Source organism: Rhodonellum psychrophilum GCM71 = DSM 17998 (genome assembly GCF_000381545.1).
GTDB classification, from domain to species: Bacteria; Bacteroidota; Bacteroidia; order Cytophagales; family Cyclobacteriaceae; genus Rhodonellum; species Rhodonellum psychrophilum.
On record NZ_KB906690.1, the window covers coordinates 101,611 to 113,481 of the forward strand.

General features: G+C 41.4%; 13 protein-coding genes and 1 rRNA gene. 5 read left to right on the plus strand and 9 right to left on the minus strand.

The genetic code is table 11. The annotated features are described in order from the left end of the window. Window positions 1-145 precede the first annotated feature (145 nt). The 3 genes from F824_RS0120880 to lpdA all read right to left on the minus strand — a co-directional run bounded on the left by F824_RS0120880 (window position 146) and on the right by lpdA (window position 2,992). On the minus strand, window positions 146-964 hold the full coding sequence (locus tag F824_RS0120880) for an anti-sigma factor (protein ID WP_019599888.1): 819 nt from the start codon (window positions 962-964) through the stop codon (window positions 146-148). After that, window positions 964-1,497, minus strand: a complete 534-nt coding sequence (locus F824_RS0120885) for an RNA polymerase sigma factor (RefSeq protein WP_019599889.1) — start codon at window positions 1,495-1,497, stop codon at window positions 964-966. Before F824_RS0120885 ends, F824_RS0120880 begins: the two co-directional genes overlap by 1 nt. Window positions 1,498-1,591: 94 nt before the next feature. Further along, a complete protein-coding gene (lpdA, locus tag F824_RS0120890) occupies window positions 1,592-2,992 on the minus strand; it encodes a dihydrolipoyl dehydrogenase (protein ID WP_019599890.1) in 1,401 nt (466 codons plus the stop codon). 362 nt (window positions 2,993-3,354) lie between these two features. Between lpdA and fabG the strand changes: the two genes are divergently transcribed. The 5 genes from fabG (at window position 3,355) to F824_RS0120925 (ending at window position 7,128) form a co-directional block, all read left to right on the plus strand. After that, window positions 3,355-4,101 carry a 3-oxoacyl-[acyl-carrier-protein] reductase gene (gene fabG / locus F824_RS0120900; protein WP_019599892.1) on the plus strand — a complete coding sequence of 249 codons (747 nt, stop codon included), beginning with the start codon at window positions 3,355-3,357 and terminating at the stop codon, window positions 4,099-4,101. Between the two features lie 206 nt (window positions 4,102-4,307). Continuing rightward, window positions 4,308-5,156 (plus strand): SPFH domain-containing protein, encoded by an 849-nt coding sequence (locus tag F824_RS0120905; RefSeq protein WP_019599893.1) that lies wholly within the window; start codon window positions 4,308-4,310, stop codon window positions 5,154-5,156. A gap of 3 nt (window positions 5,157-5,159) precedes the next feature. Continuing rightward, complete coding sequence (locus F824_RS0120910) at window positions 5,160-5,651, plus strand: hypothetical protein (protein ID WP_019599894.1); 492 nt, start codon at window positions 5,160-5,162, stop codon at window positions 5,649-5,651. Next, window positions 5,641-5,814 carry a hypothetical protein gene (locus F824_RS27315; RefSeq protein WP_019599895.1) on the plus strand — a complete coding sequence of 58 codons (174 nt, stop codon included), beginning with the start codon at window positions 5,641-5,643 and terminating at the stop codon, window positions 5,812-5,814. Before F824_RS0120910 ends, F824_RS27315 begins: the two co-directional genes overlap by 11 nt. 549 nt (window positions 5,815-6,363) lie before the next feature. Continuing rightward, complete coding sequence (locus tag F824_RS0120925; protein WP_019599897.1) at window positions 6,364-7,128, plus strand: class I SAM-dependent methyltransferase; 765 nt, start codon at window positions 6,364-6,366, stop codon at window positions 7,126-7,128. Window position 7,129: 1 nt separating this feature from the next. Here the strand turns inward: F824_RS0120925 and F824_RS0120930 are convergent, their stop codons facing one another. The 6 genes from F824_RS0120930 to rrf all read right to left on the minus strand — a co-directional run bounded on the left by F824_RS0120930 (window position 7,130) and on the right by rrf (window position 11,817). Next, entirely contained in the window at window positions 7,130-8,092 is a 963-nt protein-coding gene (locus tag F824_RS0120930) for a glycosyltransferase (RefSeq protein ID WP_019599898.1), read from the minus strand. Further along, complete coding sequence (locus F824_RS0120935; protein ID WP_019599899.1) at window positions 8,092-9,054, minus strand: glycosyltransferase family 2 protein; 963 nt, start codon at window positions 9,052-9,054, stop codon at window positions 8,092-8,094. The genes F824_RS0120930 and F824_RS0120935 overlap by 1 nt, the downstream gene beginning before the upstream one ends. Window positions 9,055-9,062: 8 nt before the next feature. Continuing rightward, on the minus strand, window positions 9,063-9,608 hold the full coding sequence (locus F824_RS0120940; RefSeq protein ID WP_019599900.1) for a DUF4199 domain-containing protein: 546 nt from the start codon (window positions 9,606-9,608) through the stop codon (window positions 9,063-9,065). A 6-nt stretch (window positions 9,609-9,614) separates the two neighbouring features. Further along, complete coding sequence (locus F824_RS0120945) at window positions 9,615-10,127, minus strand: DUF4199 domain-containing protein (protein WP_026333840.1); 513 nt, start codon at window positions 10,125-10,127, stop codon at window positions 9,615-9,617. Further along, window positions 10,120-11,367 (minus strand): dihydroorotase, encoded by a 1,248-nt coding sequence (locus F824_RS0120950; protein ID WP_019599902.1) that lies wholly within the window; start codon window positions 11,365-11,367, stop codon window positions 10,120-10,122. Before F824_RS0120950 ends, F824_RS0120945 begins: the two co-directional genes overlap by 8 nt. Window positions 11,368-11,705: 338 nt before the next feature. Next, window positions 11,706-11,817, minus strand: a 5S ribosomal RNA gene (gene rrf / locus F824_RS0120955). Window positions 11,818-11,871: the final 54 nt, after the last annotated feature.

Here is an 11,871-nt window from a genome sequence, read left to right on the forward strand (position 1 = left end):
CCTTTCAGAATAATTCTCAAAAATTGACTATCCCCTTTTGTTCAAATAAGAATTGGCCATTCGTTTCCCCTGACTTTGTAAGCTTCACAAAAAAAGCCCTACGTTTCCGCCGGGCTTGATCATTAAAAACTTGGGATGAATGGTTCTAAACCACCTCTCTCAAAACCACCAGCTTTTCCAAAGTCGGGCTTTCACTGCCTCCCTTGGGTTCAATCGTAATGGCGAAAGCTCCCGCAGCTGCAACTGTTTTCATCTGTTGAAGGCTGAATTTTTGATCCGCATTCACCAACCCAATCCCCACTGGACCTTGATCTCCAATCGCCCAAAGTTGGTAATCATATTGTTCTTCCAAACCGGAAAGATTGTTGACAGATACGTAAACAGATGCAGCGGTTTTGTCCCACCAAACATCCACTACCGCATCTTTCTGCATTTCGAAGCCTTCTCCTGTCATTTGGATTCTTTCAAAGTTTCCTGACAAAAGGGTTTCCAATTGTGCATCGGTTTGCTCATAATTCACTTTGTATTGATTCAGATCCTGTGCCAACACTGATTTTTCCTGAACCATGGCCGTAAGCTTTTCATCCACGTCATAATACTGCGTTGCAAAATAGACAGCAAAAACAGAAGCGATCACGGCCACCAAAGAGGCGGCTGCGGCATACGTTTTCCATGGCTGAAGCGGTATAATTTTTGCTGTTTGCTCGATTTTCGAACCCAGGTGACCTTGAGGCTTGCGCTCATTGTCCAAGGTGTCAAAAATCCTTTGTTTGACATCCATGGAAGGTGTTGCTCCACTATTGTCATCAAAAGCAAACATTGCTTCTTCAATTAAATCCAGCTCCCTTCTGATTTCAGGATGCTGCTCGGATAGCTTGATTACCTCCTCACGCTCCCTTTCACTCAACTCTCCCAATAAGAAGAGTTCGAGTTTTCCCGACGATATGAATGCTTGAATATCCACTAAATTTTATCTAAGTTCTTTTTCAAAATATTTATCGCTGCACGGATCCGTGACTTTACTGTACCCAAAGGGATATCAAACTCTTCCGAGACTTCGGTATGTGTGTATCCCTTAAAATAGATGCAGTCCATCACAAATTTTTGATCGTCCTTCAGGTTGTTGAGCAGTTCTTTTACTCCTATCCCATCCACCAATTCTGAAGTCCCCGATTCACTTTCAAGTCCATATACGTAGTCGTCTATCGTATTGGTCTTATTGCTTTTGGAAAATTCCTTGGACCTGGTTTTGTCTATTGCTGAATTGCGACAAATGTTTGCCATCCAGGTATATAGCCTTCCCTTCGATTCATCATAGCCCTCTATTTTCCGGGTAATTTTCACAAAGGCATCATGAAAGACTTCTTCCGCAATATCCTTATCAATAATTATCCTGGAAATGACGGCGAATAGGGCGCGGGAGTACTTGTCATACAAGTACTCGATCGTTTTTCGATCTTGGACCCTAAGTCCGGCAATCAATTGTTCTTCTTCCAAAAGTCCGCGATTTGTTGGTTTAATCTCTATAAATAGAAAGCACAAGACCAATGTTTGATCTTGTGCCTATAATATTAAAACATCTTATGGTAAATTACAAATGGATGACTTCACCATAAGCCACAGCTGCAGCTTCCATGATCGCTTCCGACATGGTTGGATGTGGGTGGACAGTTTTGATCAATTCATGACCTGTTATTTCCAATTTTCGGATGGCTACGATTTCCGCAATCATTTCGGTCACGTTGGCTCCCAACATGTGAGCTCCGAGTAATTCCCCATATTTCGCATCAAACACCAATTTCACGAAACCATCTTTGGCTCCGGCAGCTGATGCCTTCCCTGAAGCAGAGAAAGGGAATTTCCCCACTTTGACTTCATAACCTGCTTCTTTTGCTTTGGCCTCTGTGTATCCAACGGAAGCAATCTCCGGCGAACAATAGGTACAACCTGGAATATTATTGTAATCCAAAGGCTCAGGAGTATGTCCAGCAATTTTTTCTACACAAATAATCCCCTCAGCGGAGGCTACGTGGGCCAAAGCGGGTCCACTGACCACATCACCGATGGCATAATAGCCTGGCATATTGGTTTTGTAGAATTCATCCACCTTGATCTTGCCCTTGTCTACCAAAATCCCAACATCCTCCAAACCAATGTTTTCAAGGTTGGAGATCACGCCTACAGCGGAGAGGACAACATCGCATTCAATGGTGGCTTCTTCACCCTTTTTGTTTTTGTAAGTCACTTTACATCCCGCTCCTTTGGTGTCTACGGAAGTCACCTCAGTACTGGTCAATATCGTCATGCCTGCTTTTTTGTAGATCTTCTCAAGGGCTTTGGAGACCTCTTCATCCTCATTAGGGACGATTCTGTCCATAAATTCCACAATGGTAATCTCAGTTCCGATAGCGGCGTAGAAATAGGCAAATTCCACTCCTATCGCACCTGAACCAACCACGACCATTTTCTTGGGTTGTTTTTCCAAGGTCATCGCTTTTCGGTAGCCGATGATTTTCTCGTCATCTATTTTGATGGCGGGAAGCTCTCTGGCTCTACCGCCAGTTGCAACGATAATGTTGTCTGCGGAGTAGATGGTCTTGTTGCCGTCCTTGTCCACCACCTCAACCTTTTTGCCGGGAAGAATTTTGCCCCAACCCAACAGCTGTTCGATTTTATTTTTTTTCAATAAGAACTGCACACCTTTACTCATGCTGGCGGCAACATCCCTACTTCTTTTGACCATCCCGGAAAAATCCGCTTTGGCATCTTTTACCGTGATTCCATAATCAGCAGCATGATTGATATATTCAAAAACCTGAGCACTCTTTAACAAGGCTTTGGTTGGGATACAACCCCAGTTTAGGCAAATACCACCTACTTCAGCAGCTTCCACCACAGCGGCTTTCAAGCCCAATTGGGATGCACGGATAGCCGCGACATATCCACCTGGACCACTACCGAGTACAATTAGATCAAATTTAGTTGAAGACATATTCTTATTCTTAGATTTTATTTTCTCAATTAAACTATGCAAAAATAAGCTTTTTGGTCACAGAAAAAAATTTGACTCCGAAGTTCTACGCAATCCTTTCCATGCATTTTAAACCACACATCACCCAGTCTTTAGATTTTGGTCAATTGTCACTTGGATCAGAGGAATGGTTTGGGAAGACCTTTACAGGACGCATCAGATATTTAGAGAATTCAATGACAACCAATCGGTTGAATTTTATTTGCCCGTAGTTTGAAAGCCCATTGAAATAAGTTGTTTTCTTGGCCAGATCCTCCGGAAGGTTTACTTTTTAATATTAATCCCTATTTTTGATTTTAATTTAAAACCAACCAAAAAACGATATGGGATTATTAAGCGGCAAAACCGCACTGATCACCGGGGCCTCCAAAGGCATCGGTAGAGCCATTGCCATCAGATATGCACAAGAAGGTGCCAATGTGGCCTTTACTTTTTTGTCCAGTGTGGAAAAAGGAGCTGCCTTGGAAAAGGAACTTGCCGAATTTGGGATCAAAGCAAAAGGTTTTCGATCAGACGCTTCTGACTTCAAGGCGGCGGAGGAACTGATCAGCAGTGTCGTGGCTGAGTTTGGCGCTTTGGATGTATTGGTCAACAATGCTGGCATTACCCGCGACAATCTTTTGATGAGAATGACGGAAGAGGCTTGGGATGAAGTGATCACCATCAACCTCAAGTCTTGCTTCAACACCGTCAAAGCGGCCTCCAAAACCATGATGAAGGCAAGAAAAGGCTCTATCATCAACATCACCTCAGTGGTTGGAATCAAAGGAAATGCGGGGCAGGCAAATTATGCCGCCTCCAAAGCGGGAATCATTGGTTTTACCAAATCGATTGCGCTTGAGTTGGGATCCAGAAACATTCGTTCCAATGCAGTGGCTCCGGGATTTATAGAAACAGAAATGACGGCTGTACTGGATGAAAAAACGGTGCAAAGCTGGAGAGATGGCATTCCCTTGAAAAGAGGAGGCCAACCGGAAGAAGTGGCGAATGCCTGCGTATTCTTGGGATCCGATATGAGTTCTTACATCTCCGGACAGGTGCTCCAGGTGGATGGCGGAATGCTGACTTAAAAGCCCCAAGTACTAAGTCTATTGTACAAAGATTGCCCTGCTGAGAGATTCTTGGTGGGGCTATTTTTTGATTTTGGTCAAATCAGCACTCCAAAAAGACAATTATTGGAAGTGCTGCCCAAACGGTTCAAAAAAAACACTCCCAGGATATCCTTTTCAAAATTATTTCGTACATTGATATGATATCATTATAACATCATATCAATATGGAAAAAATCGTAAAACCTTTCTCGGGCTATTTCATGGTTTTGGTGGCGATAGCCCTGATTCCGGCCACTGCATTTTCATTTATCAACGAGATTCACATTCTGGGACTTGTTCTTGGTTTGGGATTTATTCTGATTCTTCCTGGATTTTTCACGCTTCAGCCTAACAAGGCAATGGTGCTTATTTTATTCGGGGCTTACAAAGGCACCGTAAAAGCAAATGGTTTCTTTTGGGTGAACCCCTTTATGACCAAAAACAAAATCTCCCTTCGGGTAAGAAATTTTGAAAACAAGCCATTAAAAGTTAATGACAAAATCGGTAATCCTGTTATGGTAGGAACCATTGTCGTGTGGCAAGTAGAAGATACTTTCAAAGCTACTTTTGAAGTAGAGGATTATGAAAACTTCATTCACTTACAGTCTGATGCCGCGGTGCGAAAAATGGCAGGAAAATATCCTTATGATGATTTTGAAGCGGAAAATGCAGAAGTCACTTTACGCTCTGGTGTGGAAGATGTCAACCATTCCTTAGAAGCTGAGATTTCAGAGCGTTTGCATCACGCCGGGATCAAAGTCATTGAGGCAAGGATATCACATTTGGCTTATTCCCAGGAAATTGCCTCTGCCATGCTCCAACGTCAGCAGGCAACGGCCATCGTTGCCGCAAGAAGAAAGATCGTGGATGGCGCTGTTGGAATGGTGGAAATGGCATTGGAAGACCTGAAGACCAAAGAAATCATTGAATTCGATGATGAAAAAAAGGCGGCCATGGTCAGCAATTTGATGGTGGTTTTATGTTCCGATAGAGCGGCAACCCCAGTTTTGAATGTAGGCACTTTGAACCAATAGCCGATGGTGGTCAATGATTCGCAAAGTTTTCGGGGGAGTTTTCTGATGTACGGAATGATCATGTTGGAAACACCAACATTGATATTGATAATCGTGCTTTGGCAAACCGGAAACTTGGGGAAAGATGGTCCCATGACTGTGGGTATTGTTGCAGGACTAATGCTTTTGACATTTATTCTACTTATGAGTATAAAACTTGACTTGAGAATGGATGAAAAATCCTTAGCCTTTCGCTTTCCTCCTTTTGGCAACAAATGGAAGAAAATCATGAAAGAGGATGTTCAATCGATAAATGTTAAACAATTGGATGGGATATTTGAATATGGGGGTATTGGCTGGAGGCTTTCTAGGAAACAGACTGCTTATGTATTCCCTGCGGACCACGTGATCGAAGTCCAACTGAACAGGAAAAAATTGGTTTTCAGTACAAAAAAACCAAAGGAAGTGGAAGAAATGATTGCCAATTGGAAGGAGGGAAACCATCATGTCAGCTAAAAAACCTTTTGCCTTGCGAATAGACGAAAAGCTTATCAAGGCCGTAGAAAAATGGGCTGCGGACGAATTCCGAAGTACAAATGGCCAACTCGAGTGGATCATCTATGAAGCACTCAGGAAATCCGGCCGCTTGCCGAAACAAAAAGACCAAGACCCGAATTAGGGCTTGGTCCTTTTGTTTCGGGGAAGAAATAGAATTCTTTACAGTTAAACCCGAAATATGGAATAGGTTTCCAAATGGGATTGATACTGAAAGAAAATCAAAGTATTGGGATAATAATTCCTGACACCAAAAGGGTGAAATCAAAAATAATCAGCATCAAATTGAATGTCAGTTAATTATATTATTGATTTGAGTCCATAATGCATAAAACGGGTTAAAAAAAGAAACAAAATTGAACATCAGCGAATATTCTACAAAATCCAACCCAGATTGTCTCATACAAAAAATACCTTAGAACTGGATTTGGACTTTTAATTATTGGCTCTTTCTCCATTAAACCCATTTTATGCATTACCAATTTAATTCTAGCCTAAAAATGCTTCATAATCAGCTGGTTGTTTCCTGTTTATGAATTCACCACAACGGAAATAGACCATATTCTCTCAATAGTCTGATTTTCTAAAAGTTATAACCTCACTAGGAAATCTAATACATATTTAGGGTTAAACCGTAGGGGATTTATTAATTTGCGGCCTGATTTGAAGAAACATGAAATCCATCATTAGCTTTGTTATCCGTTTTGTCCCAAGAAAATACCTACAACTTGTCTCTCATTTTTTCCTGAGGGTTTTGGCTGTTTTTTACAAAGGAAAAAATGTCACCTGCAATGTTTGTGCTCATTCCTTTCGAAAATTCCTTCCCTATGGTCGAAAGGCGAGGGAAAATGCACTTTGCCCAAACTGTTTGGCCTTAGAAAGGCACCGATTGATGTGGCTTTTTTTGAAGGAAAAAACCAATTTTTTCACCGCTACATTGAAAGTCCTTCATATTGCCCCTGAAATTTGCTTTATCGACCGAATGGAGAAATTGGGCAATTTGGAATACATCACCGCAGATTTGGAATCTCCATTGGCAAAAGTCAAGATGGATGTCCATCAAATCCCCTTCGAGGCCAACAGCTTTGACGTGGTATTTTGCAACCATGTCATGGAGCATGTCACCGATGATCTTCAGGCCTGTCGGGAGATCAATCGCGTATTGAAACCCTCAGGCTGGGGAATTATACAATCTCCGGTGTACAACATGGAGAACACCTTAGAAGATGCAAGCATCACCGATCCAAGCGAGCGCGAAAGACTTTTCGGTCAGCGGGACCACGTCCGAAAGTATGGAAGGGATTACGCCCAAAGATTGAGTCAATCCGGTTTAAAAATGACCGAGGATCATTATGTGAAGGAAATTGATCCGACATTGGTTAAGAAACACGCTTTGCCGGAAAATGAGATTATTTTTTATTGTCAGAAGGGAAATTGAATCAACCCTTTACTGATTTTATCGCATACTCAAAAAGCAGCCCCGCACCGTAGGAACACAGTTGCCCGAAAGAGGTGAAAATAGATAGCCCTCCTACAATTAGGGACTTGTTAAGCACAGATGCATGGACGAGGATTGCGGCAAGCCATAAACCCAGCAGTCCTAAGCCAAGTTTATATTGTTGAATCCCCAAGATTGCGGCCAACAAAATCCCCAAACAAAACAGGAGAAAAAAGGCGGGTAGCAGATGGATAAATTTGACAGCTTCCGGATGATAGCGACTCACATTGATTCTATTTCTTCCGAATGAAAAACTCTGGGCAAAAAAACTACTCCAATTATTTTTCCTTTTGTGGTAGACAAAAGCGGCTTCTACAAGCTCCAGTTTGAATCCCAATTTTTTCAATCTTAGACTCAATTCGATGTCTTCGGCTTTATTGGGGTCAATAAAACCCTTGGAAACCTCAAAGGCTTTTCTGGAAAGCCCCATATTGTACCCTCTGGCTTGGTAGCTTCCGGGATTCTTCAATTTTCCCCGAATACCGCCAGTAGTCAAAAGCGAGGTCATGCTGTAGTTGATTGCTTTTTGGAATGGGGAAAAATCCACATCCGCACCATCGGGACCACCGTGAGCGTCTAGATTCCTGTCTGCTATTGCTGCATGCAGTATTCTTAAGTATTGGGAAGGAATAATGCAATCCGAATCAAAAAGTACGAAGTATTGACCTTTGGCTTTTTCCATCCCATAATTTCGGGCAAATCCCTGACCGATATTCTCAATAAAATAATAGCTGATCGCGAGCGATGAGGTAAATTCTTTTACAATCTCTTCCGAAGAAATCTTGGACCCATCTTCTACGACAATCACCTCGAAGTCTCTGAATTCTTGTCCCTCAAGACTCGAAAGCAAATCCTTGATTTCCTGGGGACGGTTATAAACAGGGACAATTACAGAAAAATACATCAATCATTGAAATTCAGTTCCTGCTCTATATTGTAGTCGGTTTTTCTTGAACTGTGCGATGTCATCATTTCAGCCAAAAACCCTGTCAAAAACAGTTGCATCCCTACAATCAAAGCGACAAGCGCAAGGAAGAACAGGGGTTGATCGGTAATTTCCCGCACCTGAAGCCCTTTATACAATCCGAATATTTTCTGGCCTATCAGCCAGCAAGTAATGAAAAAGCCCGCCAGAAATGATACGGATCCTAATGTGCCGAAAAAATGCATGGGTTTTTTCCGGTACCGATTGACAAAGGAAACCGAAATAAGATCCAGAAAACCATTTAGGAATCTTTCAATCCCAAATTTGGTCTCTCCGTATTTCCTTGCGCGGTGCTCTACTACCTTTTCACCGATTTTGGAAAAACCACTCCACTTGGCTATCAAGGGGATGTACCGGTGCATCTCTCCATAAATATGGATATTTTTAACCACCTTTTGATCGTAGGCCTTTAACCCACAATTAAAATCATTGAGATGGATACCTGAAATCATCCGGGTGATGAAATTAAAAAACCTTGAAGGAATTGTTTTGGTAATCGGATCAAACCTCTTTTTCTTCCAACCGGAGACAATATCATAGCCATCTTTAACAATCATATCATAAAGATCCGGTATCTCCTCGGGGCTATCCTGCAAGTCCGCATCCATCGTAATGACCACTTTCCCTTTGGCCTTACTGAATCCCATGTCCAAAGCAGCCGATTTGCCGTAGTTTCGGGTGAAACTTATTCCTTTGACATTTGGATTGATTTGACTCAATTTCGCTATCATCTTCCAAGAACCATCCGTACTTCCATCGTTGACAAAAATAATTTCATAGGAAAAGCCGTGTTCTTCCATAACACGGCTAATCCAGTTTGACAATTCAGGTAAGGATTCCTCTTCATTGAAGACTGGAATAATAACGGAAATTTGAAGCATTTTTGATGTTAAAAATCCAGGGATTTATCTCTTTTTTTCAAAATCGCCCCAAGGATCAATGCAAAAATAGCATATCCTATCAATAAAAACCCAAAACCTTTCAATTGACCGAAAGGAGTATAAGCATTTTGTAGATTTGTTCTCATTTCGTCTAATTGCTCAGAGGAAATGGAATCACCTGCACCAAACTTATCCAACATGGCTATTTGGGTTTCCATTTGAGCATCGACAAGCACATTTGGCAAGGCTGGGTCCACAACCGTAAACAATAGGATATTGGCAAGAACACCGATAATCCCTGCCACCACCAAGGTGATAAATGAAAAATTGAAGGCTGCACCAAAAGGCATATAACCCCCGATTGAATTTCTGTACTGAATCCCAAAATAAATGATTAAGCCAATAAAAAGGACAAAAATACCGATCCCTACATACCATGCCGCCAAAAGACTTGAGTCAACAAAGTAGATGACATAAGTCAATACCACTGAAATAAGCCCAAGGATCAACCCTGAATTCAGTCCAGCTTTAAAAGGAGTGTTCTCGTTTTCCATAAGTCGTTAAAATTTAGTTTTCCTTAAAATTATAGAAATTATTATTGTAAAAAACAAACCTGGGATAATTTTCCAAATAAAATCATTAAAAGCAATATCTGCAGGGCTCATTTCCAAAAGACTAGCATAGGTGATTTGGTAAGATTCTTCATTCAATTGACTGATGATCAACTCCCTGTTTTCTTCTATGACGGTAATTTTTGAGGATTTTATTTCTTCAAAAAGACCTGGATAAAGCAAGAGAATCAAGTAAATACCCAATCCCGATACAGTGGCAATAATGGAGTAAATAAGAAACCCAATGGACATTCCATGGGAAAAACTGAGCTCTCCCTGATTCATTTGGTCCCGGAAGAAGCGGATTCCCAGAAAAATGAAAATGGGAAGCAACACATACCCGAATACCATACTAAAGTTGGTGGGATCAATTCCCATCCACTTGAACAGCAAAAATGCGAGTATGCAGAAAGCTCCGCCTATTAAGCCAAAACGATAAGAAGACTGGAGGTATCTATTCATGAATTTTTACAAATTTTGCACCGTTTACCACATATTTTACTTTACCGGTGAGTTTTTGATCGAACCAAGGGGAGTTGCTTGAATTGGATTTATTGCTGGAAAGGTTATAATCCCAATCCAATTCGGGATCAAAAACAGTCAATGTATTGAATTTGGTTTCTTTCGATCTCAATACACGTTCAGGACCGGAAGTGATTTTTTGGATCAAAAGGGGCCAAGTCAACTCCAGTGAAAGTTTCACCATCGCTGGCAAAAAGGTTTGAAGACCAATCATCCCAAAAGAGGCCAAGTCAAACTCCATATGTTTGGAATCCTTATCCTGTGGCTGATGATTGGAAACAATGGCGTCAATCGTCCCGTCTTTTAACCCTCCTATTAGGGCTTCTCTATCAGACTTACTTCTGAAAGGAGGCATTACTTTTAGGTTGGTGTCAAAATCGATCAAGTCTTCATCTGAAAACATCAATTGAAAAATCGAAATGTCGGCAGTGACATTCAATCCATCTTTCTTTGCTTCGCGAATGATGTCGACGGCACCTTTGGTACTTATGGTTTGAAAATGCATTCTCCCACCGGTATACCTTAAGATTTCCACATTCCTTCTCACAGCCAATTCCTCAGACAAACTGGGGATCCCCTTTACACCGATGATTGTGGATGTAGTTCCCTCATGGACATGACCAAACAATGCGATCAAAGGATCATAAGATTGGTCAAACAAGGTTCCATCAAACTTCTGAAGGTATTGAAGAACCTTGAGCAAGCGATCCGGATTTGACAAGGGTTTTATCCCATCTCCAAAAATAGTGACCCCTTCATTGTGCAAATCGAGTATTTCGGTGAAATCTTCTCCTTCATTGTTTTTGGTGGCAGCACCTTGAATGAGAAAGTCTGAAAAAAGGTTTTGCGACCTGTTTTTCAAAAATTGGACTTCATTTTTGGATTGGATGGAAGGTTCTGTGTTCGGCATCAATACCCCTTTGCAAAATCCACTTTCTTGAAGTACTGCTCCAAGACTTTCAATGGACTCCTTGAATTCCAAGCCAGGTTCACCACACATACAGCGAAGGTCTATCCAACCTTTTGATGCCAATAGATCTGCACAATCAAACTCTTCGTCAAATTCCTTATCAATCTTTGGGTTCAAGACTTGAATTTGCTCCCCATCATACATATAGTCTTTTGGGGGATGAATTGTCTCTGCATCAATTAACCGGAGTGATTTGAATAAAATAGCCATAGCCGAAAATGTTTGTGCAAAACTGCAACAATAATCATAAAAAAGGAAATAATAAGACCACTCAGAATTTCAAAATAAGGATTTGAGAGAGATTGTTTCTTTTCAAAACAATCTCAACAAAAATATTGAAGAAATTTAAGGTTTGAATTCTTATTGTTAAAAAAGACCTAGACCTATTTATCCATTTAAATTTAGCATGTATCCATCAACCGGTAGAGACAGGGAATTAAAAATATAGTGGTCACTTGGTTTTTGGGTAAATTCTATCGGTTGTCAATAATCCAAAAGCCTCAAAACGCAAAAAGCTCCCACCTGTTTAGGGTGGGAGCTGAATGACAATAAGGCGGCGGCCTACTCTCCCGGGAGTAACCCCAGTACCATCGGCGCTGCAGGGCTTAACTTCTCTGTTCGGGATGGGAAGAGGTGGGACCCCTGCGCCAGGCCGCCTATGCTTTGCTGTACCATGTACAAAGTAACAAGTACAATGTATTCCGGTCAGCGCCC

Coding starts and splice junctions, on each gene's coding strand:
- lpdA (WP_019599890.1), bottom strand. CDS start 2,992: ATGTCTTCAACTAAATTTGATCTAATTGTACTCGGTAGTGGTCCAGGT.
- fabG (WP_019599892.1), top strand. CDS start 3,355: ATGGGATTATTAAGCGGCAAAACCGCACTGATCACCGGGGCCTCCAAA.
- F824_RS0120905 (WP_019599893.1), top strand. CDS start 4,308: ATGGAAAAAATCGTAAAACCTTTCTCGGGCTATTTCATGGTTTTGGTG.
- F824_RS0120910 (WP_019599894.1), top strand. CDS start 5,160: ATGGTGGTCAATGATTCGCAAAGTTTTCGGGGGAGTTTTCTGATGTAC.
- F824_RS27315 (WP_019599895.1), top strand. CDS start 5,641: ATGTCAGCTAAAAAACCTTTTGCCTTGCGAATAGACGAAAAGCTTATC.
- F824_RS0120925 (WP_019599897.1), top strand. CDS start 6,364: ATGAAATCCATCATTAGCTTTGTTATCCGTTTTGTCCCAAGAAAATAC.
- F824_RS0120930 (WP_019599898.1), bottom strand. CDS start 8,092: ATGTATTTTTCTGTAATTGTCCCTGTTTATAACCGTCCCCAGGAAATC.
- F824_RS0120935 (WP_019599899.1), bottom strand. CDS start 9,054: ATGCTTCAAATTTCCGTTATTATTCCAGTCTTCAATGAAGAGGAATCC.
- F824_RS0120940 (WP_019599900.1), bottom strand. CDS start 9,608: ATGGAAAACGAGAACACTCCTTTTAAAGCTGGACTGAATTCAGGGTTG.
- F824_RS0120945 (WP_026333840.1), bottom strand. CDS start 10,127: ATGAATAGATACCTCCAGTCTTCTTATCGTTTTGGCTTAATAGGCGGA.
- F824_RS0120950 (WP_019599902.1), bottom strand. CDS start 11,367: ATGGCTATTTTATTCAAATCACTCCGGTTAATTGATGCAGAGACAATT.